Annotated in this window: 30 protein-coding genes; 14 read left to right on the plus strand and 16 right to left on the minus strand. The window is 64.0% G+C overall.

Translation table 11 applies throughout. The annotated features are described in order from the left end of the window. The first annotated feature begins 4 nt into the window (after nucleotides 1-4). Complete coding sequence (locus KBY74_RS02660; RefSeq protein ID WP_254941388.1) at nucleotides 5-397, plus strand: NAD(P)H-quinone oxidoreductase subunit M; 393 nt, start codon at nucleotides 5-7, stop codon at nucleotides 395-397. Continuing rightward, nucleotides 394-1,080, plus strand: coding sequence for a DUF3172 domain-containing protein (locus KBY74_RS02665; protein ID WP_254941389.1), 687 nt, complete (start codon nucleotides 394-396; stop codon nucleotides 1,078-1,080). The genes KBY74_RS02660 and KBY74_RS02665 overlap by 4 nt, the downstream gene beginning before the upstream one ends. Nucleotides 1,081-1,086: 6 nt before the next feature. Here the strand turns inward: KBY74_RS02665 and KBY74_RS02670 are convergent, their stop codons facing one another. After that, nucleotides 1,087-2,061: a LysR family transcriptional regulator gene (locus KBY74_RS02670; protein ID WP_254941390.1), complete on the minus strand. Its 975-nt coding sequence runs from the start codon at nucleotides 2,059-2,061 to the stop codon at nucleotides 1,087-1,089. 140 nt (nucleotides 2,062-2,201) lie between these two features. Between KBY74_RS02670 and KBY74_RS02675 the strand changes: the two genes are divergently transcribed. The 6 genes from KBY74_RS02675 to KBY74_RS02700 all read left to right on the plus strand — a co-directional run bounded on the left by KBY74_RS02675 (nucleotide 2,202) and on the right by KBY74_RS02700 (nucleotide 9,542). Beyond that, nucleotides 2,202-2,903, plus strand: a complete 702-nt coding sequence (locus tag KBY74_RS02675) for an NnrU family protein (RefSeq protein WP_254941426.1) — start codon at nucleotides 2,202-2,204, stop codon at nucleotides 2,901-2,903. A gap of 100 nt (nucleotides 2,904-3,003) precedes the next feature. Beyond that, nucleotides 3,004-5,022 (plus strand): NAD(P)H-quinone oxidoreductase subunit 5, encoded by a 2,019-nt coding sequence (locus tag KBY74_RS02680; RefSeq protein WP_254941391.1) that lies wholly within the window; start codon nucleotides 3,004-3,006, stop codon nucleotides 5,020-5,022. Nucleotides 5,023-5,303: 281 nt separating this feature from the next. Beyond that, entirely contained in the window at nucleotides 5,304-6,884 is a 1,581-nt protein-coding gene (locus KBY74_RS02685) for an NAD(P)H-quinone oxidoreductase subunit 4 (protein ID WP_254941392.1), read from the plus strand. A 79-nt stretch (nucleotides 6,885-6,963) separates the two neighbouring features. Next, nucleotides 6,964-7,353 carry a lipopolysaccharide assembly protein LapA domain-containing protein gene (locus tag KBY74_RS02690; protein WP_254941393.1) on the plus strand — a complete coding sequence of 130 codons (390 nt, stop codon included), beginning with the start codon at nucleotides 6,964-6,966 and terminating at the stop codon, nucleotides 7,351-7,353. 93 nt (nucleotides 7,354-7,446) lie between these two features. Further along, nucleotides 7,447-8,337, plus strand: coding sequence for a segregation/condensation protein A (locus tag KBY74_RS02695; RefSeq protein ID WP_254941394.1), 891 nt, complete (start codon nucleotides 7,447-7,449; stop codon nucleotides 8,335-8,337). A gap of 23 nt (nucleotides 8,338-8,360) precedes the next feature. Continuing rightward, nucleotides 8,361-9,542 carry an NDP-sugar synthase gene (locus KBY74_RS02700; RefSeq protein ID WP_254941395.1) on the plus strand — a complete coding sequence of 394 codons (1,182 nt, stop codon included), beginning with the start codon at nucleotides 8,361-8,363 and terminating at the stop codon, nucleotides 9,540-9,542. On the opposite strand, the gene KBY74_RS02705 is transcribed toward KBY74_RS02700, so the two are convergent. Continuing rightward, nucleotides 9,539-10,453: a methylenetetrahydrofolate reductase gene (locus tag KBY74_RS02705; RefSeq protein ID WP_396123071.1), complete on the minus strand. Its 915-nt coding sequence runs from the start codon at nucleotides 10,451-10,453 to the stop codon at nucleotides 9,539-9,541. The two genes, KBY74_RS02700 and KBY74_RS02705, sit on opposite strands and share 4 nt — an antisense overlap. A 50-nt stretch (nucleotides 10,454-10,503) precedes the next feature. Between KBY74_RS02705 and KBY74_RS02710 the strand changes: the two genes are divergently transcribed. After that, nucleotides 10,504-10,785: a response regulator transcription factor gene (locus tag KBY74_RS02710; RefSeq protein WP_106632665.1), complete on the plus strand. Its 282-nt coding sequence runs from the start codon at nucleotides 10,504-10,506 to the stop codon at nucleotides 10,783-10,785. On the opposite strand, the gene KBY74_RS02715 is transcribed toward KBY74_RS02710, so the two are convergent. The 9 genes from KBY74_RS02715 to KBY74_RS02755 all read right to left on the minus strand — a co-directional run bounded on the left by KBY74_RS02715 (nucleotide 10,782) and on the right by KBY74_RS02755 (nucleotide 18,497). After that, on the minus strand, nucleotides 10,782-11,348 hold the full coding sequence (locus KBY74_RS02715; protein WP_254941397.1) for an adenylate cyclase: 567 nt from the start codon (nucleotides 11,346-11,348) through the stop codon (nucleotides 10,782-10,784). The genes KBY74_RS02710 and KBY74_RS02715 overlap by 4 nt on opposite strands. A 31-nt stretch (nucleotides 11,349-11,379) precedes the next feature. Next, nucleotides 11,380-12,315, minus strand: a complete 936-nt coding sequence (locus KBY74_RS02720; RefSeq protein WP_254941398.1) for an NAD(+) kinase — start codon at nucleotides 12,313-12,315, stop codon at nucleotides 11,380-11,382. Between the two features lie 14 nt (nucleotides 12,316-12,329). Continuing rightward, nucleotides 12,330-12,671: an NADH-quinone oxidoreductase subunit NuoK gene (gene nuoK / locus KBY74_RS02725; protein WP_254941399.1), complete on the minus strand. Its 342-nt coding sequence runs from the start codon at nucleotides 12,669-12,671 to the stop codon at nucleotides 12,330-12,332. A gap of 69 nt (nucleotides 12,672-12,740) precedes the next feature. Continuing rightward, a complete protein-coding gene (locus KBY74_RS02730) occupies nucleotides 12,741-13,343 on the minus strand; it encodes an NADH-quinone oxidoreductase subunit J (protein ID WP_106632669.1) in 603 nt (200 codons plus the stop codon). Beyond that, complete coding sequence (ndhI, locus tag KBY74_RS02735; RefSeq protein ID WP_106632670.1) at nucleotides 13,340-13,936, minus strand: NAD(P)H-quinone oxidoreductase subunit I; 597 nt, start codon at nucleotides 13,934-13,936, stop codon at nucleotides 13,340-13,342. The genes KBY74_RS02730 and ndhI overlap by 4 nt, the downstream gene beginning before the upstream one ends. 80 nt (nucleotides 13,937-14,016) lie before the next feature. Further along, entirely contained in the window at nucleotides 14,017-15,147 is a 1,131-nt protein-coding gene (gene nuoH / locus KBY74_RS02740) for an NADH-quinone oxidoreductase subunit NuoH (protein WP_254941400.1), read from the minus strand. 24 nt (nucleotides 15,148-15,171) lie between these two features. Further along, on the minus strand, nucleotides 15,172-16,326 hold the full coding sequence (locus KBY74_RS02745; protein WP_254941401.1) for a citrate synthase: 1,155 nt from the start codon (nucleotides 16,324-16,326) through the stop codon (nucleotides 15,172-15,174). A gap of 27 nt (nucleotides 16,327-16,353) precedes the next feature. Beyond that, on the minus strand, nucleotides 16,354-16,860 hold the full coding sequence (locus KBY74_RS02750) for a histidine phosphatase family protein (RefSeq protein WP_254941402.1): 507 nt from the start codon (nucleotides 16,858-16,860) through the stop codon (nucleotides 16,354-16,356). Between the two features lie 5 nt (nucleotides 16,861-16,865). Then, on the minus strand, nucleotides 16,866-18,497 hold the full coding sequence (locus KBY74_RS02755; RefSeq protein WP_254941403.1) for a DUF3352 domain-containing protein: 1,632 nt from the start codon (nucleotides 18,495-18,497) through the stop codon (nucleotides 16,866-16,868). A gap of 30 nt (nucleotides 18,498-18,527) precedes the next feature. On the opposite strand from KBY74_RS02755, the gene KBY74_RS02760 reads away from it, so the two are divergent. The 3 genes from KBY74_RS02760 to KBY74_RS02770 all read left to right on the plus strand — a co-directional run bounded on the left by KBY74_RS02760 (nucleotide 18,528) and on the right by KBY74_RS02770 (nucleotide 20,456). Next, the gene (locus KBY74_RS02760; protein WP_254941404.1) at nucleotides 18,528-18,884 is read left to right on the plus strand and encodes a rhodanese-like domain-containing protein; all 357 of its coding nucleotides are present in this window, start codon (nucleotides 18,528-18,530) and stop codon (nucleotides 18,882-18,884) included. 126 nt (nucleotides 18,885-19,010) lie between these two features. Next, the gene (locus tag KBY74_RS02765) at nucleotides 19,011-19,919 is read left to right on the plus strand and encodes a heat-inducible transcriptional repressor HrcA (protein ID WP_254941427.1); all 909 of its coding nucleotides are present in this window, start codon (nucleotides 19,011-19,013) and stop codon (nucleotides 19,917-19,919) included. 87 nt (nucleotides 19,920-20,006) lie between these two features. Beyond that, entirely contained in the window at nucleotides 20,007-20,456 is a 450-nt protein-coding gene (locus KBY74_RS02770) for a hypothetical protein (protein WP_254941405.1), read from the plus strand. A gap of 16 nt (nucleotides 20,457-20,472) precedes the next feature. Here the strand turns inward: KBY74_RS02770 and trpB are convergent, their stop codons facing one another. Further along, entirely contained in the window at nucleotides 20,473-21,744 is a 1,272-nt protein-coding gene (gene trpB, locus KBY74_RS02775; RefSeq protein ID WP_254941406.1) for a tryptophan synthase subunit beta, read from the minus strand. A gap of 108 nt (nucleotides 21,745-21,852) precedes the next feature. Here trpB and KBY74_RS02780 point away from each other — a divergent pair, with 108 nt between their 5' ends. Further along, entirely contained in the window at nucleotides 21,853-22,029 is a 177-nt protein-coding gene (locus KBY74_RS02780) for a diacylglycerol kinase (protein WP_254941407.1), read from the plus strand. 41 nt (nucleotides 22,030-22,070) lie between these two features. On the opposite strand, the gene KBY74_RS02785 is transcribed toward KBY74_RS02780, so the two are convergent. Further along, nucleotides 22,071-22,469, minus strand: a complete 399-nt coding sequence (locus KBY74_RS02785) for a type II toxin-antitoxin system VapC family toxin (protein ID WP_254941408.1) — start codon at nucleotides 22,467-22,469, stop codon at nucleotides 22,071-22,073. Continuing rightward, complete coding sequence (locus KBY74_RS02790; RefSeq protein ID WP_254941409.1) at nucleotides 22,469-22,705, minus strand: AbrB/MazE/SpoVT family DNA-binding domain-containing protein; 237 nt, start codon at nucleotides 22,703-22,705, stop codon at nucleotides 22,469-22,471. Before KBY74_RS02790 ends, KBY74_RS02785 begins: the two co-directional genes overlap by 1 nt. Nucleotides 22,706-22,818: 113 nt before the next feature. On the opposite strand from KBY74_RS02790, the gene KBY74_RS02795 reads away from it, so the two are divergent. After that, complete coding sequence (locus KBY74_RS02795) at nucleotides 22,819-23,163, plus strand: translation initiation factor (RefSeq protein ID WP_254941410.1); 345 nt, start codon at nucleotides 22,819-22,821, stop codon at nucleotides 23,161-23,163. A 9-nt stretch (nucleotides 23,164-23,172) separates the two neighbouring features. On the opposite strand, the gene KBY74_RS02800 is transcribed toward KBY74_RS02795, so the two are convergent. Next, nucleotides 23,173-23,544, minus strand: coding sequence for a type II toxin-antitoxin system VapC family toxin (locus tag KBY74_RS02800; RefSeq protein ID WP_315859025.1), 372 nt, complete (start codon nucleotides 23,542-23,544; stop codon nucleotides 23,173-23,175). Further along, a complete protein-coding gene (locus KBY74_RS02805; RefSeq protein WP_254941411.1) occupies nucleotides 23,541-23,783 on the minus strand; it encodes a type II toxin-antitoxin system VapB family antitoxin in 243 nt (80 codons plus the stop codon). The genes KBY74_RS02800 and KBY74_RS02805 overlap by 4 nt, the downstream gene beginning before the upstream one ends. Nucleotides 23,784-23,882: the final 99 nt, after the last annotated feature.

The following is a 23,882-nucleotide window of genomic DNA, read 5'->3' on the forward strand; positions in this document are numbered from 1 at the left end:
CCCCATGGCTGACCCTCGCCTCGCTGACTCACTCCCTGCCGAATCCCGCCCTGCAGAGACCTTGCTGAAGTCCACCACCCGCCACGTGCGGCTGTTCACCGCCCGGGTGGAGGACGGCAACCTGCTGCCTGATCCCAGCCAGCTCACCATGGATGTGGATCCCGATAACGAGTTCCTCTGGGACGCCCCGGTGCTGGCCAAGGTGCAAGACCACTTCCGCGAGCTGGTGGCCGCCCAAGCCGGCGCCGACCTCACCGAATACAACCTGCGCCAGATCGGTTCGGAGCTGGAAGGGCTAATTCGCCAGCTACTCCAGGCCGGCGAGCTTCGCTACAACCCGGATGCCCGGGTGCTCAACTACTCCATGGGCCTGCCCCGCAGCACGGAAAGCCTGTGAGCCGCTCCCGCTACAGCTCAGATCGCTACGCCGGTGAGCGCCCGGATGAGGGTCGTCCCCCCGGAGGGCGGTACGCAGATGATGCCTATGAGCGGGGCGGTCGCCGCAATGAGCCCAGGCGGCCGGCCGGGGGCGGCAATAAAGGCGGTCCTGGTGGCCCTGGTCCTGGTGGCAATGGCCCTGGCGGCACAGGCCCCTTTCAGTTCAACGTGGGCACCCTGGCGATCCTGGCTGGAGTGCTGGTGGTGGGCATCGGCATCGGCACCGCCATCTCCAGTACCACCCAGGGCGACCAGGGCAACATCGCCAGCAGCCAGCAGCTCGACATGGCGGTGCCTGATCCGGAGTTCTGTCGCCAGTGGGGCGCCAGTGCCTTCGTGATGGACGTGGAGCTTTACACCACCATGAACCCCAGCTCCAGCTTCGTGACCCAGCCGGAGCTCAAGGCCGGCTGCGTTATTCGGCGGGAAAACTGGAGCGTGTTGCAGAAGGAAGGAGCCGTAACCAACGAACAGATGCGCCAGTGCAAGCAGCGCATGAACACCTTCGCCTACATCGGCTCAGTGAAAGACAAGCCAATCGTGCGCTGCGTCTACCAAACAGACACCAGCCAAAACAAATTCCTTACCAAGGGCGTGGCTGATGACACGGTGGGAGTCACGCCTGAAGCTGATCAATTTTGAAGCAGATCAGTTCTGAGTGAGAGCCTCCTGCTGCTGCAACGGCCGGCGCAGGGGGCTATCGGGGCTGGCAAACACGGGCAGAACCTCCTTGCGGAAGGCATCGGCAGCCCGGGAGCAATAGCGGGCTGGATGGGTGATCAGCTTCAGCTGGCGGCGCACGAGTAGGTCGGCCACATGGGGACGATGCAGGCTGCCAGCAGAGAGCTCCCGCTCAATTGAGACCACCGGCAGGAAGGCAGCCCCAAGACCCGACTGAACGGCGTTTTTGATCGCCTCAAAGGAATTGAGCTCCATCTCGATCTTGAGCCGGCCCACATCCAGCCCGGAGCGGGCCAGCAGCTGATCGACCATTTTGCGGGTGGTCGACTGGGCATCAAGGCAGACAAAGCCCAGCCGGTAGAGGTCGTCTTTAGTGAGCTCGGGCAGGCGGGCCAGCGGATGCTTCACCGGCAGCACCAGGGCCAGCTCATCGCTGGCATAGGGCACCACCTGCAGCAGCTCACAAAGCTCCGTTGGAAGCTCGCCGCCGATGATCGCCAGATCCACCTGGCCGTTAGCCACGCTCCAACCCGTGCGGCGGGTGCTGTGCACCTGCAACTGCACCGCCACTTCGGGGTACTTCTGCCGAAACAGACCAATCATTCGCGGCATTAAATAAGTGCCGGTGGTCTGGCTGGCGCCAACGATGAGCGAGCCGCCGCGCAGGTTGTGCAGGTCTTCTAGAGCCCGGCAGGCCTCCTGGCACTGGCTCAGGATTCGGTCGCAGTAGCTGAGCAGCAGGTGGCCGGCCTCGGTGAGTTGGGCCTTGCGCCCGCCCCGGTCAAACAGGCTGACGCTGAGCTGCTTCTCCAGATTCTGAATCTGCAGGCTCACAGCCGGCTGAGTCACATAAAGGCTGTCTGCGGCCTTCTTGAAGCTCCCCTCAGAGGCGATGGCCCGCAGGATGCGGAGCTGATCAAGAGTGAAAGGCAGGTCTGCCATTGGGTTGCCTGGATCGGCCGGAGCCTGCCAGCTGGCTAGTTCAAAACTCTAAGGGGGAAGCCTGGCAGCGAGAATCGAGAGCTTCACAACTCCCCATCCGGCCCGTGCCCCCCAGCTCTTCGCACCACAGCAGCTGGGTAATGCTCGCCCTGTTGCTGGCTTTCGCCATAGTTCACAGCGGCGGAGCCTCGCTGCGGGTGTGGGGCGCAGCAAAAATTGGCGAACGGGCCTGGCGGCTGCTGTTTGCCGCGGTGAGCATCCCCTCAGCCGTGGTGGTGATCGGCTACTTCCTGGCCCATCGCTACGACGGGGTGCGCCTCTGGAATCTCCAGGACCAGCCCTGGATCGTGCCCGTGGTGTGGGCCGGCACCGCTATCAGCTTTTTGTTTCTTTATCCAGCCACCTACAACCTGCTGGAAATCCCGGCGGTGCTCAAGCCCCAGGTGCGGCTCTATGCCACCGGCATCATCCGCATCAGCCGCCATCCCCAGGCCGTGGGCCAGGTCCTCTGGTGCGCCACCCACCTGCTCTGGATCGGCAGCAGCTTCATGGTGGCCACCTGCGCCGGCCTGATCGCCCACCATCTGTTCGCCATCTGGAATGGCGACCGGCGCCTGGCCAAGCGCTTCGGTAGCGCCTTTGAGGAGCTGAGGGCTAGCACCTCGATCCTTCCATTTAGGGCGATATTGACCGGCCGCCAGCAGCTGGTTCCCAGCGAATTTCTAAGGCCAGCCCAGCTGGGCATTGCCATTGCCGTAGGGGTGTTTTGGTGGGCCCATCGCTTCATCGGCCTCGGCGCAACGAGCTTCGCTCGCACAGGCTTGGCCCACCTACTGGGCTGAGTACGGCTCGCCGCGAAGCCCCCGCCCATGGGCGAGCCCGCACAGGCCTGGATATGCACCTGTTTGGCTGCCTACACTTGCGCCAACCAGCTTGCAGCGCATGCCGTCAGCCGCCGAACTCGCCTGGTTGATTCCGGTGCTGCCCCTGGTAGGGGCTTGTATTACCGGGCTGGGGCTGATCAGCTTCAACCGCACCGTCAATCGGCTGCGCAAACCCGTGGCCTGGTTACTGATCAGCTGCGTGGGAGCGGCTGCAGTTCTGAGCTACGCCGTTTTGGCCCAGCAACTGGCGGGTGCACCGCCCACCGAAGTGCTGTTCAACTGGGCCAGCGCCGGCACCTTCAACCTGCAAATGGGCTTCCGGGTGGACGCCCTCGGCGCCGTGATGCTGTCGTTGGTGACCACCATCGCCGTGCTGGTGATGGTTTATTCCGATGGCTACATGGCCCATGACAAGGGCTATGTGCGCTTTTTCACCTACCTAGCCCTATTCAGCAGCTCGATGCTGGGCCTGGTAATCAGCCCCAACCTGCTGGAGATTTATGTGTTCTGGGAGCTGGTGGGCATGTGCTCCTACCTGCTCGTGGGCTTTTGGTACGACCGCGATGGCGCCGCCAATGCCGCGCAAAAAGCCTTTGTGGTGAACCGAGTTGGCGACTTCGGTCTGCTGCTGGGAATCCTGGGTCTCTTCTGGGCCACCGGCAGCTTCGGCTTTGAGGAAATTGGCAGCCGGCTGCAGGAGGCCGTGGCCGGCGGCAGTGTTTCCAACGCGGCGGCGATCCTGCTGTGCCTGCTGGTGTTCATGGGACCGATGGCGAAATCGGCCCAATTCCCCCTTCACGTCTGGCTGCCGGATGCGATGGAGGGCCCGACCCCCATTTCCGCCCTGATCCACGCGGCAACCATGGTGGCCGCCGGTGTGTTCCTGGTGGCCCGGTTGCAACCCGTTTACGAACCCTTCCCGGCTGTGCAGGCCACGATCGCCGTCGTGGGAACCATCACCCTGGTGCTGGGAGCCTCGATTGCTCTCACCCAGATGGATCTCAAGAAGGGTCTGGCCTACAGCACCGTTTCCCAGTTGGGTTACATGATGCTGGCCATGGGCTGCGGCGCTCCGGTGGCCGGCATGTTCCACCTGGTGACCCACGCCTTCTTCAAGGCGATGCTGTTTTTGGGATCCGGCTCGGTGATCCACGCCATGGAAGAGGTGGTGGGCCATGAGCCCGTGCTCGCCCAGGACATGCGGTTAATGGGTGGGCTGCGCAAACACATGCCGATCACCAGCAGCACCTTCCTGATTGGCTGCGTCGCCATCGCCGGCATTCCCCCTCTGGCTGGCTTCTGGAGCAAGGACGAGATCCTCGGCGTGGCGTTTGGTTCATTCCCCGTGCTGTGGGTGGCTGGCTTCATCACCGCCGGCATGACCGCCTTTTATATGTTCCGCCTCTACTTCCTCACCTTTGAGGGGGAGTTTCGCGGCAATGATCAGGCCATGCGGGCCCAGCTGCTGGCTGAAGCAGGGAAAACCACTGATGACCAGGGCGATAGCCACGGCGACGACCATGGCCACGCCAGCCATCCCCATGAATCTGGCTGGCAGATGGCCATGCCCCTGGCTGTACTGGCCGTGCCCTCTGTGCTTGTTGGCCTGCTGGGCACCCCCTGGAACAGCCGGTTTGGCAACCTGCTCGACCCCAAGGAGGCGGCAGAGGTGGCCGAACACTTCAGTTGGAGTGAATTCCTGCCCCTAGCCGGAGCCTCAGTCGGCATCTCCATCGCTGGCATAACCGTCGCCGTGCTCGCCTACGCGCTGCACAAAATCGATCTAGGCAAAGCCGTAGCCGCTCGCTTCCCCGCCCTCAATGCCTTCCTGGCCAACAAGTGGTATCTCGATGCGATCAACGACAAGTTGTTTGTACAGGGCAGCCGCAAACTGGCCCGCCAGGTGCTGGAGGTTGATTCCAAGGTTGTTGATGGAGTCGTCAACCTCACCGGCCTGGTGACCCTGGGTAGTGGCGAGGGTCTCAAATACTTCGAAACCGGCCGGGCCCAGTTCTATGCCCTGATCGTGTTTGGCGGTGTCATCGCCCTAGTGGTTTTATTCGGCTCGCTTGGCTGAGCGGTTCGGCCGTTACGCCCGCTATGCGGGCAACACGGCCTCGGCCGCTCAGCCCAGCGAGCCTCACACCGCACGCGGACACCCTGCCGCACCAGAGCCTTCCCTGCCTCGCGACAACGCCTGCCGCTGCTTCGCTGATCCCCTGGCGTTAGCGCAAAGCGCGTGCCAGCGGATCAGCGAAGCAGGGGGCAGGACGCACAACTCTGTGTGACATCCACCATCAGCAGAGTGCCGGGCCCGACTGAATTTCTACACTCCGAGCAAACGGTGAGGCCTGGTTCGTGCCCTTCCCATGGTTGAGCGCGTCGATCCTTTTCCCGATCGCAGCGGCCCTGGTAATTCCTTTCATTCCCGATGCCGGCGACGGCAAGCGGATTCGCTGGTATGCCCTTGGCATCACCCTGATCACCTTCTTGATCACCGTGGGGGCCTACCTCAACGGCTATGACCCGGCGGTCGAAGGACTGCAGCTGGTGGAGCGGGTTCAGTGGCTACCCAGCCTGGGGTTGGCCTGGTCGCTGGGGGCGGACGGCATCTCGATGCCCCTGATCCTGCTCACCAGCTTCATCACCTCCCTGGCGGCTCTGGCGGCCTGGCCGGTGACCTTCAAGCCCAAGCTCTTTTATTTCCTGCTGCTGCTCATGGATGGCGGCCAGATCGCCGTGTTCGCCGTGCAGGACATGCTGCTGTTCTTCCTGGCCTGGGAGCTGGAGCTGTTGCCGGTGTATCTGCTGCTGGCTATCTGGGGCGGCAAAAAGCGTCAGTACGCAGCCACCAAATTCATCCTCTACACAGCCGGTAGCTCCCTGTTCATTTTGGTGGTGGGCCTGGCGATGGCCTTCTACGGCGGTGGCACCCCCAGCTTTGAGTACACGGACCTGATGGCCAAGGACTTCTCAACGAAGTTCCAGCTATTCGCCTACGCAGGCCTGCTGATCGCCTTTGGGGTGAAGCTGCCGATCGTGCCCCTGCACACCTGGCTGCCCGATGCCCACGGCGAGGCCACGGCTCCGGTGCACATGCTGCTGGCAGGCATCTTGCTGAAGATGGGGGGCTACGCCTTGCTGCGCTTCAACGTGCAGCTGCTCCCCGAGGGGCATGGCCAATTTGCGCCGCTGCTGGTGGTACTGGGGGTGGTGAACATCATCTACGCCGCTCTCACCTCGTTTGCCCAGCGCAACCTCAAGCGCAAGATCGCTTACAGCTCGATCAGCCACATGGGCTTCGTGCTGATCGGCATCGGCAGCTTCAGTGCCCTGGGCACCAGTGGGGCCATGTTGCAAATGATCAGCCACGGCCTGATCGGAGCCAGCCTGTTCTTCCTGGTGGGCGCCACCTACGACCGCACCCACACCCTGCAGCTCGACGACATGGGCGGGGTTGGCCAGAAGATGCGCAAGATGTTTGCCCTGTGGACTATCTGCTCCCTGGCCTCCCTTGCCCTACCAGGCATGAGTGGCTTTGTGTCCGAGCTGATGGTGTTCACGGGCTTCGTTACCAGCGAGGCCTATTCGCTCAGCTTCCGCATCGTGATGGCGGCTCTAGCGGCGGTGGGCGTGATCCTCACCCCGGTGTACCTGCTCTCGATGCTGCGGGAAATCTTCTTCGGCAAGGAAAACACTGAGCTCGCCTCCCACACCCACCTGGTGGATGCGGAGCCCCGGGAGATCTACGTGATCAGCTGTCTGCTGGTGCCGATCGTGGGCATCGGCCTCTACCCCAGGGTGATGACCGACACCTACCGGGCTTCGATCGAGGCCCTCGTGCAGCGGGAGACCACCGCCCTAGCCAAGGTGATTCAGCCGCCGCCGGGCGATCTGATTCGCCAACCGCTGCTGTCGGCGCCGGCCCTGCCGACCTGATCCGCCGCCCTGGGTAACAAAACTGTGCAGATAGCCCGCGGTGAGTTCAACCCTGGGTTGACCTAATTACGCTCCTGAGATGAAACAGCTGAACTTTCTGCTGATCTTCAGCTTTGGCCTAGCCATGGTGATGTTCACCCTGGAGAACACAGCACCCACCACGGTCCACTTCCTGCCAGGACTGAGCGGCACCCTGCCCCTAGCCGCCCTGCTGCTCCTAGTTGGCGGCATCGGCGCCACCGCTGCCTGGGTGTTTGCGGTCTGGACCGGGGTGGTGCGCAAGGTGGAAGCGGTGCAGAGCCAGGGCGAATTCGCCGCCCAACAGGTGCGCATCCAGGAGCTGGAAAACGACCTGCAGCGCTACCGAGCCACGGTGGATGCCCAGCTGGGGCTGCTGCCAGCGGCCGGGCAAAGCTCGGCTCCCGCCAGTCCCGATGCCAACGAAGCCGTGACCGTGTCAGTTGGCTGACCCCAGCGGTGGTGCTTTGGCAGGGGTGCTGGTACGAAATGGCCAACACCGGTAGCGTGCGGCCAATGACTCAGCGGAGGCCTCGGGGCACGATTGGCTGAAGGAGGCGCAAGATTGGCTATCCGCCTGCTCCAGGATGCGGCAGAGCGGGGCGATATCGACCCATGGGATGTGGACGTGATCGCCGTGGTGGATGGTTTTCTCGACCAGCTGCGCCAGCGCATTGAGGTGCCCCGCCTGGTGGTAGCAAACGCTCCAAGCCGGGGCGGCAGCTACGAACAGGACCTGGCTGAAACCAGTGAGGCCTTTTTGGCGGCCTCGGTGTTGGTGAGCCTCAAAGCCGAGGTGCTGGAAGCGGCCACCTTTGCGCAGGAGGCGCCAGAGCAGGACGACATCGGCTTTGATTTCGATGCCGATGGCCAAGGCTGGCTGGTGAACCCCGCCCTGGCCCTGCCTCAGCGACCGGAAAGGCACCTCTGGCGCCGGCCCGTAGCGCCGCCACCCCTGCAACGACCGGTGACCCTGGGGGAATTGATCCGCCAGCTCGAGGACATCGCCGAGCGACTCGAAGCGGACGAGGGTCGGATTCGGCCGCGCCACCGCCCCAAGCGCTACAGCGAAAGGGCCGCGATTGAGCAGGTAGCGGCCCTGGCGCACCGCGAGAAGTTGCCGGAAACCACCGCTGCTCTCAGCCAGTTTTTACTTAGCTGGGATCCAGCCCACGACTGGGCCGGCTTCAACGAGCTGGTGCAGGACTGGGCTGCCCACGTGGAAGCCAAGGCTGCGGACGCCGAGCTGGACCGGGACCGGGTGGGGGTTTTCTGGGCTCTGTTGTTTCTCTGCCACCAGGGCAAGGTGGAACTCGACCAGCAGGGCGGGCTGTTTGGCCCTCTGCACCTGCGGCGCCTGCTCCATCCTGGCGAGACCCGCCAACTGCCCCTAGTGCCAGCCCTCGGTGCGGCGGAGCAGGCGCTGGCGGCTTAAGCGGTGGGTCTAGGCTGGCGCCCATGAAGGCGATGATCCTGGCTGCTGGCAAGGGAACACGGGTGCGGCCCATTACGCACACGATCCCCAAGCCGATGATCCCCATCCTGCAGAAACCCGTGATGGAGTTTCTGCTGGAGCTGCTGCGGGAGCACGGGTTCACCGAAATCATGGTGAACGTCTCCCATCTGGCTGAGGAGATCGAGAACTACTTCCGCGATGGTCAGCGCTTCGGTGTTGAAATCGCCTACAGCTTTGAAGGCCGCATCGAAGACGGTGAGCTGATCGGCGACGCGATGGGATCGGCAGGAGGGCTGAAGAAGATCCAAAATTTCCAGCGCTTCTTCGACGACACCTTTGTGGTGCTTTGCGGTGATGCCCTGATCGACCTTGATCTGAGCGAAGCGGTGCGTCGCCATAAGGCCAAGGGCGCCATGGCCAGCATGATCACCAAGCGAGTTCCCAAGGATCAGGTGAGCAGTTATGGCGTGGTCGTCACAGACGATGACGGCAGGGTGCGCTCCTTCCAGGAAAAGCCGGCGGTGGATGAGGCTGCCAGCGACATGATCAACACCGGCATTTATATCTTCGAGCCAGAGGTGCTCGACTTTGTGCCAAGCAACCAGCCCTTCGATATCGGCTCAGACCTATTTCCCAAACTGGTGCAGGCCGGCGCAGCTTTCTACGCCCTGCCGATGGAGTTTGAATGGGTTGATATCGGCAAGGTGCCGGATTACTGGCAGGCAATCCGCAGCGTTTTGCAGGGCCAGGTGCGTCAGGTGCAGATCCCTGGCAAGGAAGTGCGGCCAGGGGTATTTGCCGGCCTCAACGTTGCTGCTGACTGGGATCAGATCAATATCACCGGCCCCATTTATGTGGGCGGCATGACTCGCATTGAAAATGGCGCCACAATCATTGGCCCGGCGATGATTGGCCCCAATTGCCACATCTGCGAAGGAGCCACAATCGACAACTCGATCATCTTTGACTACTCCCGCATCGGGGCTGGAGTGCGTCTGGTGGAGAAGCTGGTGTTTGGCCGCTATTGCGTTGACCGCAACGGCGACCACTTCGACCTACAGGAGGCCGCCCTCGACTGGCTGATCACCGATGTGCGCCGGCAGGATGTGGTGTCGCCATCGCCGCAGCAGAAGGCGATGGCCGAACTACTGGGCACCGATCTGGCCCTGAGCAACTCCAACTAGCCCAGCGCTAGGGGCTTTAGGCCGGCCTGCCGCAGGATCGCCGGAATTCGCTCCTCAGCCTTAATGGCCATCAGATGTACCCCCTGGGCAATCTGGAGATAGGCGCCCACCTGTTCCGCGGCGATAGCTACGCCCTCAGCCGCCGGATCTGGCGCCGCAGCCAGCCGGTCGATCACGGCCTGGGGAATGTTGGCGCCGGGCACCACCCGGTTGATGAAGGCGGCGTTGCGGGCCGATTTGAGTAGAAACACACCCGCCAGCACGGGCAGATCAAGCGGTGCGGCGAGGTCACCAACAAAGCGCTTGAGAGCTTCGGCGTCCATCACCATCTGGGTTTGAATGAAGCGGGCACCGGCCTGCTTCTTGCGCAGCAGCCGGCTCTTGAGACCACTCCAACTAGCCGACTGGGGATCGGCAGCTGCACCGGCAAATAGGTCGGTGGGTCCATCGGGCAGCTCACCTTGCACCGGATCCTGCCCGCCATTGAAGTGCTGTACCAGCTGCAACAACCGCACCGCCTCCAGCTCATTCACCGGGCGAGAACCGGGCTGGTCGCCGGCCCGCACGGGATCGCCGGTGAGGCAGAGCAGGTTGCGCACGCCCAAGGCATGGGCGCCTAGTAATTCGGCCTGCAGGGCAATGCGGTTGCGATCGCGGCAGGCCAGCTGCAGCACCGGTTCGATGCCGGCGTCAAGCAACAGGCGGCATAGGGCCAGGCTGCTCATCCGCATCACGGCGCGGCTGCCATCAGTGACGTTTACCGCATGGACCCAGCCCCGCAGGGACCCTGCGGCCGCCAATGAGCGCGAGGGATCCCCTCCCCTAGGTGGCATCACCTCTGCGGTGAGAGCTGGCTGCCCGCTAGCAAGTGCCCGTTGAAGCAACAAACCAATCGCGCCACTTAGGACCATCATGGAACAGCACCCTGCCTACAGTGCTGATAAGTGCTCGCCTTGGGCCCATGGATTCCAATCACGCCACGGGAGGCTCCCTCGGCCAGGTGCGCCATGAGCTGTCGGAGCGGGAAATTGAGATAATTGAATTGGTGGCCAAGGGCCTAACCAACCAGGAGATCGCCGAATCGCTGACGATCAGCAAGCGCACCGTGGACAACCACGTGAGCAACGTCTTCACCAAAACAGGCGCCAAGAACCGGGTAGCCCTGCTGAATTGGGCCATGGACCACGGCAAAATCTGCCGTGACGGCTTCAACTGCTGCTCGATTGAACCTGGCAAGTCTTAGCTAGCTGCAGACTCGAACAGGGCCAAGCGCTCCGCTTCTGGCCAGAGAGCCAGGGGCCGGCGGGCCAGGGCCGCATTGCTTAGCTCATGGCGCCCAGTTAGCTCACGCCCGCACCAGGCGGGCGGCTGGAGGGCCAGGCCTTGCTCAAGCCCCTGCGGCTCCAGTTCCACCTCGGCCACCACCAGCGGTGCATTCGCACCCTCAAAGACGTCGAGCACCCACTCCCCACCTGGCAGATCAAGGCCGTAGCGCACTTTGCAAAGGCCCTGGGGCGCCAACGCCAGCAGGGCAGCAGCATCCGCCTCTGGAATGGCGTATTCGAATTCCTGGCGCACCAAGCCCTCCGGCAGCAGGCCTGGGGCTTCAAGAAGCTGCTCGGTGCGGGCCTTGAGGGTGAGCCAGGCACCGGCTACGGCCTCTTCACCGCTGGCACGGCGCACCCGCACGGTGAAGCCATCGGCGCTCGCCACCAGGTAGCCCTGCTGCAGCTGGGCTTGCCAGCAGATATGGCGGCGCCAGTCCAGCCCCTGCACCAGAAAGCGGCGTTCAATTTCCAGGGCCATGGGGCGATTTGGGGCGGGGGGAGCAGGGGGTTTAGTTGTGGGAGGGCTCGATGGCGGTGAGGCTGCCAGCCCAATGCAGCTTGTGGGTGAGGGTGCGGTAGTAAGAAGGGCTTTGCTCCAGCAGCACCTGCAGGGCCGGGTGAGGGCTGCGCTCCACCAAGGCCCGATCGCCGGGTTCAAGCACGGTGGCGTGGGCGCCATCTTTCCAAAGCTTGACCCGGCGACTGGTTTCGCCCAGGGGCCAGACCGAAAGCTGGGCCCTGGGCGGCACCACCACGGCCCGGCTCGAGAGGCTCATCGGGCAGATCGGATTAACCACGATCGCTTCGATGCCCGGGTGCAGGATCGGCCCACCTGCAGCCATGGAATAGCCAGTGGAGCCGGTGGGAGTGGCAATGATCAGGCCGTCGCCGCGGTATTGATCCACTACCTCACCATCGATCTCCAGCTCCAGCACACAGGTGGGGGAGACCTCATCGAGGCAGGGCCGGAAATAGAAGTCGTTGAGAGCCAGATGGCCGATCTCTGAGCCATCAACGCCGTCGCCCCGGTCGATATGGGCCTGTAACATCATGCGCCGCTCCAGGGCAAAGCGGTCTTGACGCAGCCGGTCCCAAAGGCTCTCCTCCTCGCTCTTAAGGGCGTCGCTGCTCAGGCGCAGCAGGCGGCGATCGTGGGTGAGAAAGCCGAGGTGGCCGCCCACATTGAAACTGAGGATCGGCACATCGAGGGGGGCCAGATGGCGCGCCGCACCGAGCACGGTGCCATCACCCCCCAGCACCAGGGCTAGATCGGGCAGCTCGGCTTCCGTGGCCAGCAAGCCGGGAAAGGGATTGCGGGCCAGGCCACTAGAGGCCACCACCACGTGCACCCCCTGGGCCGACAGATCTTCTGCGCAGCGCTTGGCCTGGCGGTGGGCCGCCTGGCTGCCAGACCTTGAAATCAGCCAGACCCGCTCAAGCCGCATCGCTAAAGGACCAGCTACCAGCGCAGCAGGTTGAAGCGCTCCATATCAACCGTTTCGCGGTTGCGATAGAGGGAGAGCAGGATCGCCAGACCAACAGCTGCCTCAGCAGCGGCCACGGTGATCACGAAGATGGCGAACACCTGGCCACGGATCAGCTGGCCGTCGAGATAGTTGGAGAAAGCCATCAGGTTGATGTTGACGGCATTGAGCATCAGCTCGATGCTCATCAGCACCCGCACCGCATTGCGGCTGTTGATCAATCCCCAGACACCGGTGCAAAACAACACCGCCGCCAGGGCCAGGTAGGCCTGCAAGGGGATGGTGGTGGGGATGGTGGTGGGGATGGTGAACTCCATGACGGTGGCAACGATGACGGTGGCAATAATGGCGGTGGCAGTGAGGCTGAGAGGGCGCGGAAACGCCCGCTAGCGAGGAGAGTTTTCCAGCAACAGGGGGGTGCGCTCCTTCTCGATCAGGCCCTGATCGACTGCCTCACCTGTGATCACATCGCTGCTGAGCACATCGCGGCGGGCCAAAACGATGGCGCCGATCATCGACATCAGCAGCAGCACCGAAGCCAGCTCAAAGGGCAGTAGGTAGTCACTGAAGAGGTGCTCGCCAATGCGAATCGTGGCCTCCTCGCCCACGGGTTCTGGGCCAGGTAGGGGCCAAGGGGTAGTGAAGGCCACCCGAATCAGCAGCAAAAACAAGCCACCGCAGACAGCGCCGGAGAGCAGACGCCGGAGACCAAGCCCGGGAATGGCCGCCAGATTTTCCTTTTTATTGACGAGCATGATCGCGAACAGGATCAGCACGTTGACGGCGCCCACATAGACGAGCACCTGGGCCGCTGCCACGAAACTGGCGTTTAGCAGCAGGTAGAGACCCGCCACCGAAAGAAATACTCCGCCCAGCAGGAAGGCCGAATAAACAATGTTGGGCAGCAACACCACCCCGAGGGCTCCCAGCACCAAGGTGGCTGAGAGAGCAACGAAGCAGATCAGCTGGGTAATGGAGGAGATAGTCATGACGCGTCTCCGCTAGGCAGGGATTCGAGCACCTGCTCGGGCAGTTTGCCCACCCGCGGCGCCGTATCCGGCACATCGTGAGGATCCAGTACTCCCTTGGGCAGGTAGACCAACTCCCGCAGGGGAACGACCGCCGGATCGCTGGTAACACTGGTAGGCAGGCGACCAAGGGCGATGTTGTCGAAGTTGAGGCTGTGGCGATCAAAAGCTGCCAGCTCGTATTCCTCGGTCATCGACAGGCAGTTGGTGGGGCAATACTCCACGCAGTTGCCACAGAAGATGCACACCCCGAAATCAATCGAGTAGTTGCGCAGCTCCTTTTTCTTGGTGGCTTTGTTCATCACCCAATCCACCACCGGCAGGTTGATCGGGCAGACCCGCACACACACCTCACAGGCGATGCACTTGTCGAATTCGTAGTGGATGCGGCCCCGATAGCGCTCGGAGGGGATCAGCTTCTCGTAGGGGTACTGAACGGTGATCGGCCGGCGTCGCAGGTGATCAAAGGTCACCGCCAGACCCTGGGTCAGGTAGTTGGCCGCACCCACCGCATCGCGGGTGTAGTCACCGACTTTCTTGAGAAACCCGAACATGGAGTTGGCTCTGGGGGGAGGCGGTCGGAATGGGTCAGCCCATGATGGCTGGTCTGGAGAAAAGCTGGGTTCACGCGGGGTCAGCCGCCAAACACAGCCGGGAAGGCCAGCTTGAGCGCTGCCGTGATCAGCAGGTTGACCAGGGCAATCGGTAGCAGAAACTTCCAGCCCAGATCGAGCAGCTGGTCGATGCGCACCCGTGGCGTGGTCCAGCGCAGCAGGATCGCCAGAAACACCAGCAGGTAGGCCTTGAGCACCGTCATGACGATGCCTACCGAGCCGGTGATCAGTTGCACCAAGGGTGCATCTATCGGCTGGTGCAGGCAGCTGGCCAGCCACTCCACGGGGATGGGGAAACCCCAGCCGCCTAGGTAAAGCACCGACACCAGCAGGGCCGAGAGCACCAGGTTGATGTAGCTGCCCAGATAGAAGAGGGCGAACTTCATGCCCGAATACTCGGTCTGGTAGCCAGCCACCAGCTCCTCTTCCGCCTCAGGAAGGTCAAAGGGCAGGCGCTCACATTCGGCTAGGGCGCAGATCCAGAAGATCACGAAGCCCACCGGCTGACGCCAGATGTTCCAGCTGAGGATGCCAGCGCCGGTCTGCTGGTTGACGATGTCAACGGTGCTGAGCGAGTTGCTCATCATCACCACGGCCAGCACAGCCAGGGCCAGGGGGATCTCGTAGCTGATCGACTGGGCCGCCGCCCGCAGACCGCCCAGCAGCGAATACTTGTTGTTGGAGGCGTAGCCGCTCATCAGCAGGCCAATCGGCTGGATGCTGCTCAGCGAGATCCAAAGGAAGATACCGATGCCGACGTTGCTGATCAGCAGGTGCTGGCCGAAGGGCACCACCAACCAGCTGAGGATCACCGGAATCAGCACCAGCACTGGGCCGAGGGTGAACAGCAGGCCGTCAGCCCGGGCCGGAATGATGTCTTCCTTGAAAACGAGCTTGAGGCCATCGGCCATCGGCTGGAGAACGCCGAGGGCGCCGGCATATTCAGGACCGATGCGCTGCTGCACCGCTGCTGAGATCTTGCGCTCAAGCCAGACGTTGACCAGCACGCCCACCACGGCCGCCACCAGCACCAGCACCATGGGCAGGGGCAGCCACAACAGGTGGGCGGCGGCAGGACTCAGGCCGAAGCCCTGCAGGGCCTGCTCAAAACTGGCCTCTAGATCCAGGCCCGGAGCCGTGGTGGTCAGCATGGCGGCAGCTTAGATGGGGTCAACTTAGCGGGCCCCCACGGGCTGCCAGTCACGGGAGGGCTGACCGGTATAGATCTGGGAGGGCCGGTAGATGCGATTAGCCCCCAGCTGCTCCTTCCAATGGGCCAGCCAGCCAGCCGTGCGGGCGATAGCAAAAATGGGCGTGAAGAGGTCTTCAGGGATACCGAGCTTGCGGTACACAAGGCCTGAATAAAAGTCGACGTTGGGGAAAATTCCCTTAGGCCCCAGGCGCTCGGCCGCGACCTCCTCCAGCTTGCGGGCTAGGTCGTACATCGGATCGTGACCGAACTGGTCAAAGAGCTGCTCCGCCAGACTTTGGAGAATCACAGCCCGGGGGTCCTTGACCTTGTATTCCCGGTGGCCAAAACCCATGATTTTTTGCTTGCCGGCAATCGCCCGATCCAGCCAGGGCGCCACCTGATCTGGGCTGCCGATCTGGCCGAGCATCTCCAGCACATCTTCATTGGCACCGCCGTGCAGGGGGCCCGCCAGGGTGCCAACCGCTGACGCCACCACGGCATAGGGGTCGGTGAGGGTGCTGGCCGTCACCCGGGCGCTGAAGGTGCTGGCGTTGAGGCTGTGCTCAGCGTGCAGGATCAGACAAGCGTCAAAGATGCGGGCCGCCAGCGGATCGGGCTCCCGCTCCGTGAGCATGTAAAGAAAATTGGCGGCGTAGGCCAGGTCGTCGCGGGGCTGGATCGGATCTTGACCCTTCCTGATCAGCTGGAAGGCCGCCACCATCGTGGGGATCTTGGCGATCAGCCGCACCACCGCCGAAACGATGTATTCGGGGTTGTCGAGGGCTCGACGGGAATAAAAAAGGCCCAGGGAGGCGGCGCTGCTCTGCAGCGCATCCATCGGATGCCCCCCGGAGGGGAAGCACTTCATCATGTCCCGAATGCGGAAGCTGACCCGGCGGTGCATCTGCACCTCCTGCTCAAACTCCTGCAGCTGCTCAGCGGTGGGTAGCTCGCCCCAGATCAGCAGGTAGGCCGTCTCCAGGAAGGAGCTGCAAGATGCCAGCTGTTCTACGGGGTAGCCGCGATAGGTGAGCACCCCCCGCTGGCCATCGATGTCGCAGATCGACGATTGGGTAGCCGGCACCCCCTCCAAACCCGGCCGAAATGGGGCTGGGGTCGCCGCTCCTGTAACTACCAAGCTTCCACCGCACTCAGTAAGGCGAACTTACGGCTGCCGCTGGCCATCCCGCCGTAGCCGCAGCAACCTTGGGCCAATTAGGGCCTCCAGGCTGGCGCCGGTTGGGCCCAGGCGCAGCAGCACGATGCCGGCCTTACGCACCGAAATCGAGCCCGCCGGCAACCCCAGCAGGCTCGAGGCCAGCTCGCCCAGGTCTGGCTCATGGCCCACCAGGCCAAGGCGCCGCCAAGGGCCCGCCTGCAGCAGCGGCCGCGGATCACCACCCGGCGCCAGGCGATCCTCCAACTCCAGCGCCGGCGCTAGACCAGCCGCCACGCCAATTTCAGCGGTCTGCAGCGCCCGCCGCAGGGGGCTGCTCAGCAGGCGATCACAGTGGAGCTGCAAGCGGCACAACTCCGCCGCCACGGCCGCAGTGCGCTGACGGCCTTCAGCCGTAAGAGCCCGCTCCTGATCAGGGCGATCAGGATGGCGATCTTCGGCAATGCCGTGGCGCCAGAGCAGCAGTTCGCGCTCAACTGGTTCAAGTTTTGCCATAGCCATCAACCGAATTCAAGGCGGGCCTTGAGGTGCAGGTTGGCGTCAGGCTGAGCTTCCCAGCCCAGGCTCAGGCTCTGCACGGCCGGGGCCAGGGGCTGGCCAGCCAGGGCCGACAAAAGCTGCCAGGTGCTCCAGCGCTGCAGCAAGGGCTGGGCCCGGCCCGCCGCCATAGCCCACTGCAGGGGAGCCTGGGGTAGATCGAGGCCGGCGAGCTGCTCCAGCCGCAGCCGGGGCGGCTTGCGGGAGTCACGCTGCTCCTGCAGCACCGCGAGGGTCTGACCCCACCAGGCCAGGCGGCCCTGGCTGGAGCGGGCGCCCTCCAGGCTGGCCTGCAGCTGGTTGGCATCGCCGCGGACGAATCGGCGTCCAGCCTGGCCAGCCTCCAGCCTGGTCCAGACCCGCAGATCGGGATCCCCTTCCACCGGCAGCGGCGCGGCGATCAATCCCTCGGCCGCCAGCACCCCTGCGAGGGCCTCCGGCTGCGGTTGGTCGGCGCCAGTGCCCAGCAGCCAGCCCTGACTTGCCTCACTGCGCAGCAGCGGGCCATCGGCGGCGGCAGTCACCAGGGCCGGGAATGATCCCGGCTCGGCCTGCAGGACTGCCGCCAGCAGGGGCTGCCAGTAGGCCGGCCAAGCGGCGGGGCGCTGCACCAGGGCCAAGCTCTCTGAAGGGCCCTGCAGGGCCGCTAAAAGAGCGGCTCCCGTGGAGTCAATTTCCCCAATGCCATCCGCAGAGGGAGCCGGCACTGCGGCATCTGCAGCGAACTGCAGAAGGGCATCCAGCTCCAAGGAGCGGTTATCGGGACGCAGGCTGGCCACCAGCTCCTGCACGACCCCAGGCGCCGTGAACTCATCCGGCAACCCCAACCAGGGCCCCAGGGTTTCTGGCCGGGCTGTTAACAGCAGCGCCCCCTGCTCAAGGCGTTGCACCGCCTGCTTAAAGCGGGGGCTGGCCGCTTGGTTGAGCTCATCAATCTGGGAGACGTCAAGGGCCTGCTCCAGCACCCCCCGACCCGACGCGATCAACACCAGGTCGTCGTCGATCAGCGCCGTAGCGATCGGCACCGGGGTGGTGCCCACCAGGGCACCACGGCCACTGATCAAACCCATGCCGCGGTAGCTGCTGATCTGCAAGTCGGTGCCAGCAAGACTGCGGGTCTGCCAGAAGCGCTGCAGAAAGCGGCGGGCACCGTCAGCGTCGCGACTGCGCAGGGCAAGCAACCAACCATCAGGCGCCTCCCCGGGCTCGGAAGCCAGTAGGGCAAAGCCAAGTTCGCGGCCCAACCAGGGGGCCAGCTCGCCGGGATAGTCGAGGCCGGCGGCGGCGAAAGCGCCATCCCTAAGGCCGGCGACCGCCTCAGCCGCCTGGCGCCGCTGGCGGGGGGGGGCCACCGCCCGGGCGTAGCCCACCGGCTGCTCGCCATCGCTGAGCAAATAAAGGCTGAGGGCGGCTTGGCGGGGCACAAAGCGGGCCGCCCGGGGCGACACCAGCTGCTGGTGCTGCAGCTGCAGGGGGGAGAGCTGCAGCACCAGCCACCAGCCACCCGCCGCCAGGCTCAGCAACAGCAATGCCACCGCCAGCACGACCGCCAAAAACGGGCGGGCCTTCATGCGCCCCACGCAGGATGGGTCCATCTTGACCCCAAGCCACCCCGTCTGCCCGCCATGGCACCTATCGAGACGACACCGCAGACAATCCGGGCCCGCGACCTGCAAGAGCGGCTGGAGCGGGGCGAGGCGATCCAGCTGGTGGACGTGCGCGAAGACACCGAACTGGAATTGGCCCGCCTGCCCCATGCCGTGGTGCATCTGCCCCTGGGCAGATCTAACGAGTGGATTGGCCAGCTCAACCAGCTGCTCGACCGCGACCGGCCCGTGGCCGTGCTGTGCCACGCCGGTGTGCGCAGCTGGCATCTGGGCTGCTGGCTGATGCAGGAACACGGCTTTACTGCCGTCTGGAACGTGCAAGGGGGCATCGACGCCTGGAGTGTGGAGGTGGATCCGGCCGTACCCCGCTACTGAGAACCGCTGGGCTGCGTACGATCGCCTCACTCCTGCGGCGCCCGCTTGCAGTCCGCCTCCCCCAGGCCCTTGCCCGCCAGGCAGCAGGAAGTACTGCAGCTCGCCGTGCGCCACTACGTCGACACGATGGAGCCGGTGGGCAGCCAGACCCTGGTGCGCCGTTTTGGCCTGCAGGCCAGCCCGGCGACGGTGCGCTCAGCCATGGGGGCCCTGGAGCAGCGTGGCCTGCTCACCCAGCCCCACCCCTCCGCTGGCCGAATCCCCAGCCAGCAGGGCTACCGCACCTACGTTGATCAGCTGCTGCCCGCGCCAGGCGCGGCCGCCCTACAGCTAGAGCGCGAACTCACCGGACTCAGCCTGCAGTGGGCAGCCCTCGACGATCTGCTCCTGCATCTGAGCCGGCGCCTGGCAGATCTCACGGGCCTGCTCAGCCTGATCACCAGGCCCCAACGCCAGCAGTCCCAGCTGCAGGCCCTCCGACTGGTGGCCAGTGGTGAACGCCTGCTGGTGTTCCTGGTGGAGGGGGGCTCCACAGCCAGCAGCCTCAACTTGCGGCTGCCCTGCCTTGCAGTAGCGGAACTGGCGTCCCTGGAGCGCTGGGTCGCGGCCCAGCTGGATGGCGGCAGCATCGACTGGGCGGCCCTGCCCTCCCACCTAACCAGCAGCGGCGCCGTGCTGCGCCAAGCGCTGGCTAGCCATGGGCAGTCGCGGCAGCTGGAGGGCGAAGGCGCTGTAGCCATGGGCCTCGCTGGCCTGCTTGCCCAGCCGGAATTCAGCCAGACCCTCAGCCTGCGCCCCTTAGTGGAGCTGGTGGAGGATGCGCCCCAACAGCTGCTACCCCAGCCGGGCATTTGGATCGGCGCCGAGCATCCCCACCGGGCCCTGCACCAGTGCGCCGTGGTGCAGGCCAACTACCGCAGCGGCGACGGCGGCGTGGGCCAGGTGGCCCTGGTGGGGCCGATGCGCATGGCCTACGCCACAGCCCGAGCTGCCGTGGGCTCGGTGGCCCAGGCACTGGAGAGGCTCTTGCGCTAGATCGGACCCTTAGCGATCAATTGCAATATCAAATATTTCACCAGTCGAAGCCGGTAAACTGATTCCAAGTATCAGCTCAACCAGTTAATGGACCACCAATCAGCAGGGGTGATCCTGAGAATTCTCAATCTGGTTGCCCTTGCCGATGGCGGGGTATCTCTTGAAGAGGAAAACCTCCTGGACTCTCTGAGTAAACAATATAAACTTCAGGCCAAAATTATTAATTGGGAAGCTCAATTATCTGATCCAGCCTGCATCGAGGAGCTGGCCGCCTTGATAAATCCAGAGCAACGGGAACTGGCCATGAAAACTGCCGTGATGGTGGCTTCCGCATCAAGGCATCAGCAGGATGATGAATTCATCTGCGAGCAAGAGCGCGAGATACTTGCTCGTCTTGCCACCGGCCTCGAGCTGAGCCCCGATCAGCTGCAAACGATTGAGAGCGAGGCAGCCCGAGAGCTCGAGGAGCACCCCAACCTGTGGCAGGTGCTATTTTCGCTCTTCTGCAATCGTTTCGACTTCCCGGTCTTGGGCTGAGGCCAGCAGGCTGGGATCAGCCCCCCATCTTGTCGCCGAGCTTCTCAGCCACGGTGTTGACGTCCTTGTCGCCGCGGCCCGAGAGGTTGAGGACCACCTCGGTGCCGGGGGCCAGAGTGGGGCATAGCTTCTCCAGCCAGGCGAAGGCGTGGGCCGTTTCCAGGGCCGGGATGATGCCCTCCAGCCGGCACAGAAGCTGCAGGGCGTCCAGCGCCTCGGTGTCGGTGACGGCGCCGTATTCGGCCCGGCCGATGGTTTTGAGGTAGCTGTGCTCAGGGCCCACGCCGGGGTAATCCAGGCCGGCGCTGATCGAGTGGGCCTCCTGCACCTGGCCCTCCTCGTCCTGCAGCAGCAGGCTCATGGCGCCGTGCAGCACCCCAACACGGCCCTCGGTGATGGTGGCTGCATGGCGGCCGGTGGCCACGCCATCGCCGGCGGCCTCTACCCCCACTAGGCGCACGGAAGTGTCCTGAACAAAGGGATGGAACAGGCCCATGGCGTTGGAGCCACCGCCCACGCAGGCCACCAGCACGTCGGGCAAGCGGCCAAAGGCCTCGTGGCACTGGCGCTTGGTTTCCTCGCCGATCACGGCGTGGAAATCGCGCACCAACATCGGGAAGGGGTGGGGACCAGCTACCGAGCCGAGGATGTAGTGGGTGCTCTCCACATTGGTGACCCAGTCGCGAATGGCTTCGCTAGTGGCGTCTTTAAGGGTGGCCGTGCCGGCGGTGACGGGACACACCGTTGCCCCCAGCAGCCGCATGCGGAACACATTGAGGGCTTGACGGCGCATGTCTTCCGCGCCCATGTAGACGACGCACTCCAAGCCGAAGCGGGCGCAAACGGTGGCCGTGGCCACGCCGTGCTGGCCAGCGCCGGTTTCGGCAATGATCCGCTTTTTGCCCATGCGCAGGGCCAGCAGCGCCTGCCCCAGGGCGTTGTTGATCTTGTGGGCGCCGGTGTGGTTGAGGTCTTCTCGCTTCAGCCAGATGCGGGGGCCGCCCTCGGGCCGGCGGTAGTGCTCGGTGAGGCGCTCAGCCTCATAGAGGGGATTGGGCCGCCCCACATAGGTGCGCAGCAGGTGGTTGAGCCGGTCGGTGAAGGCCGGATCCTTCCAGGCCTCAGCCGCGGCCTGCTCCAGCTCTGCCAGGGCGGGAATCAGGGTTTCGGGCACGTACTGGCCGCCGAACTGGCCGTAGCGGCCCAGGCTGTTGGGGCGGGCTGCCAGCTCCAGGGCGGAGGGATCGACGCCGCTGGCGGTGGACACAGGGGGAACGGTGCTTGTCACCGGTGGCGGGGCAATATCAACTCAGCGTAAGAAGCGGCCACGGCCAAGGGCGCAAAGAGGTGAGAGAGCTCACGGGCCTGATCAAGCTGACGGGTGGATTATGGGCTGATGCCAACCACCACCCCCAGGCCCTACGAGGAGCTGTGCGACTACGTGCAACCTGAACGGACACCCCAGATCGGGGCCACCAAGGACATCGCCGCTGCCGCCGTGAGCATTTGCATGGGGGCCTGGGTGATCGTGATGCTGATCGAGGGCTGGCGCCTGCTGCTGGCAAGGGCGTAGCACCTCGTTCTATCGGTGGTGGTCATCTATGGAGTCGGCCCTCAGGGCAGGATTAATTTCAAACCGGGAAATGCCTGGCGATAGCGGCGCTCATCCCTGGTGATCAGTCCCGTGGACTCCAGCAGGGCATGGGCGCCGATCAGGAAATCGGGAAGGATCATTGAGCGCTGGCCACCGCGCTGGCGGTAATCGGCGTGGGCCATGGCGGCGAGGAAGGAGGCCTCGCGGGGGATCGGCCGATAGGCATAGAGGTGCTGCGGCAGAAGCTCATCCACCGCCTCGATGGCGTCGCTGGCAAAGGCGATCTCGGCGTAAACGATGGCGTTGATCAGCACCGGCCCGGCATCGAGGGCCTGGGCGAGCTGGGTGGCACTCCAGGCGGCCCAGAGGGGATCCGCCGTGATCACGTCGAGGATCACGTTCGAATCCACAAACAGCATTACTGCTCCTCACCCCGGCAAAGGGCCAGGAGCTCATCGGTGCTGAGGCGGGTGCGCAGGCGGGCCTGCCGCAGCAGGCGCAATCCCTCCTCACCTCGGCCACCGGGTGGGTCCTGTTTCACCAGCAGCAGCCGCCCCTCCTCGAGCTCAAAGCGCACCTCGGTGTGGGGCAACAGCCCACACTGCTCTCGAATCGCCTGGGGGATCGTGACCTGGCCCTTACTGGTGATGCGCATGGTGGCAGCGGCAGCCGATACAAATCAGCAGTAAGAATCCTACCGGTGCAAACGGGATCTGGGTGAAGCTGGCCCGATCAGACTCCCGGACATTGCTAATCGCAGGTTTCGGCATGGCCAAGAAGGGCAGCTGGCAGGAATTCAGCAGCAACGCCGCAAGCACGGCCAGACCCACCGCCGCTGGGTCAGGCCCGGCGGGCGCACCCAGCCCAAAGGCCCAGCAACGGGTGCGAGTGCAGCGCACCAAGGCAGGCAAAGGCGGAAAACTGGTAACGGCGATCACGGGCCTTGAGGCGCCGGAAGCCGAGCTGAAAACGCTGCTCAAGCAGCTCAAGGCCGCCGCCGGCACCGGCGGCACCGTCAAAGATGGCGTGATCGAGCTGCAGGGAGACCAAGTGGCCGTGGCCCTGGGGGCGCTGGAACAGGTCGGCTACCGGCCCAAGCAGGCGGGAGGCTGAAGCGCAAGCTCAGAAACCCGCCTTGGTGAAATCGTCGCCGATGTAGCCAAGGGGCAATTGGTCACGCTCAGCCAGGGCCGCCGCAAAACAATCCCCGAAGTTGAGCTGGGCCGGATGGCCCTGGCCCTTGCCAAAACGCTGGAAGATGCCGAGAGCGCGCTCTGCCAGATCCGCATCCACCGGCACCAGATCGGGGTCAATGAGATTCAGCAACGTCCGCATCGGTTCGAGTACACGACGGCAGTGAGCAACCAGCAGCAGCTCCTGCAGGGTGCCTGCGGACATGCGTAGGACTTCAGCTTGCTCGAGCGCCTGCTGGTGTCGCTCCCAACCAGGTTCTCGCTGAAGAATTGCCAGCAGCACAGAAGTATCCAGAATCACGACGGCAAGCCCTGCTCGTCGTAAAGCGAATCGGGATCGAAAGGTTGAACCGTCTCAAGGGCCTGTTCCTGCAGAACGGGTAACTCGGCAGCGAGGCGCCTGCGCCGGCTCAGACAGCGCTGCCTCTGCAGCTCCAGCTCCAGGGCATCCCGCACAATCTCCGTGGACCCTCTGCCCGTGAGCTGGCGCAGCTGCTCGAGCAGGGCGTCAACCCTAGGGCTCTTGATGCTGACAGCCATTGCGGAAAGCATTTATAGATTTCCATTCTAGAAACAAAATCAGCCCTCGGGCACCAGACAACAAAGCACCTCTCAAGGGCCTGACGCGGGGCACAGGAG

This window comes from Cyanobium sp. A1C-AMD (assembly GCF_024346495.1).
In the GTDB taxonomy this organism is placed as follows: domain Bacteria; phylum Cyanobacteriota; class Cyanobacteriia; order PCC-6307; family Cyanobiaceae; genus Cyanobium_A; species Cyanobium_A usitatum.

Excerpts from the sequence above, each read along its gene's own strand:
- KBY74_RS02660 (WP_254941388.1), top strand. The coding sequence starts at position 5 with ATGGCTGACCCTCGCCTCGCTGACTCACTCCCTGCCGAATCCCGCCCT.
- KBY74_RS02670 (WP_254941390.1), bottom strand. The coding sequence starts at position 2,061 with ATGGCAGACCTGCCTTTCACTCTTGATCAGCTCCGCATCCTGCGGGCC.
- KBY74_RS02675 (WP_254941426.1), top strand. The coding sequence starts at position 2,202 with ATGCTCGCCCTGTTGCTGGCTTTCGCCATAGTTCACAGCGGCGGAGCC.
- KBY74_RS02680 (WP_254941391.1), top strand. The coding sequence starts at position 3,004 with ATGCCGTCAGCCGCCGAACTCGCCTGGTTGATTCCGGTGCTGCCCCTG.
- KBY74_RS02690 (WP_254941393.1), top strand. The coding sequence starts at position 6,964 with ATGAAACAGCTGAACTTTCTGCTGATCTTCAGCTTTGGCCTAGCCATG.
- KBY74_RS02700 (WP_254941395.1), top strand. The coding sequence starts at position 8,361 with ATGAAGGCGATGATCCTGGCTGCTGGCAAGGGAACACGGGTGCGGCCC.
- KBY74_RS02705 (WP_396123071.1), bottom strand. The coding sequence starts at position 10,453 with ATGGTCCTAAGTGGCGCGATTGGTTTGTTGCTTCAACGGGCACTTGCT.
- KBY74_RS02710 (WP_106632665.1), top strand. The coding sequence starts at position 10,504 with ATGGATTCCAATCACGCCACGGGAGGCTCCCTCGGCCAGGTGCGCCAT.
- KBY74_RS02715 (WP_254941397.1), bottom strand. The coding sequence starts at position 11,348 with ATGGCCCTGGAAATTGAACGCCGCTTTCTGGTGCAGGGGCTGGACTGG.
- KBY74_RS02720 (WP_254941398.1), bottom strand. The coding sequence starts at position 12,315 with ATGCGGCTTGAGCGGGTCTGGCTGATTTCAAGGTCTGGCAGCCAGGCG.
- nuoK (WP_254941399.1), bottom strand. The coding sequence starts at position 12,671 with ATGGAGTTCACCATCCCCACCACCATCCCCACCACCATCCCCTTGCAG.
- KBY74_RS02730 (WP_106632669.1), bottom strand. The coding sequence starts at position 13,343 with ATGACTATCTCCTCCATTACCCAGCTGATCTGCTTCGTTGCTCTCTCA.
- ndhI (WP_106632670.1), bottom strand. The coding sequence starts at position 13,936 with ATGTTCGGGTTTCTCAAGAAAGTCGGTGACTACACCCGCGATGCGGTG.
- nuoH (WP_254941400.1), bottom strand. The coding sequence starts at position 15,147 with ATGCTGACCACCACGGCTCCGGGCCTGGATCTAGAGGCCAGTTTTGAG.
- KBY74_RS02750 (WP_254941402.1), bottom strand. The coding sequence starts at position 16,860 with ATGGCAAAACTTGAACCAGTTGAGCGCGAACTGCTGCTCTGGCGCCAC.
- KBY74_RS02755 (WP_254941403.1), bottom strand. The coding sequence starts at position 18,497 with ATGGACCCATCCTGCGTGGGGCGCATGAAGGCCCGCCCGTTTTTGGCG.
- KBY74_RS02760 (WP_254941404.1), top strand. The coding sequence starts at position 18,528 with ATGGCACCTATCGAGACGACACCGCAGACAATCCGGGCCCGCGACCTG.
- KBY74_RS02765 (WP_254941427.1), top strand. The coding sequence starts at position 19,011 with ATGGAGCCGGTGGGCAGCCAGACCCTGGTGCGCCGTTTTGGCCTGCAG.
- KBY74_RS02770 (WP_254941405.1), top strand. The coding sequence starts at position 20,007 with ATGGACCACCAATCAGCAGGGGTGATCCTGAGAATTCTCAATCTGGTT.
- KBY74_RS02780 (WP_254941407.1), top strand. The coding sequence starts at position 21,853 with ATGCCAACCACCACCCCCAGGCCCTACGAGGAGCTGTGCGACTACGTG.
- KBY74_RS02785 (WP_254941408.1), bottom strand. The coding sequence starts at position 22,469 with ATGCTGTTTGTGGATTCGAACGTGATCCTCGACGTGATCACGGCGGAT.
- KBY74_RS02790 (WP_254941409.1), bottom strand. The coding sequence starts at position 22,705 with ATGCGCATCACCAGTAAGGGCCAGGTCACGATCCCCCAGGCGATTCGA.
- KBY74_RS02795 (WP_254941410.1), top strand. The coding sequence starts at position 22,819 with ATGGCCAAGAAGGGCAGCTGGCAGGAATTCAGCAGCAACGCCGCAAGC.
- KBY74_RS02805 (WP_254941411.1), bottom strand. The coding sequence starts at position 23,783 with ATGGCTGTCAGCATCAAGAGCCCTAGGGTTGACGCCCTGCTCGAGCAG.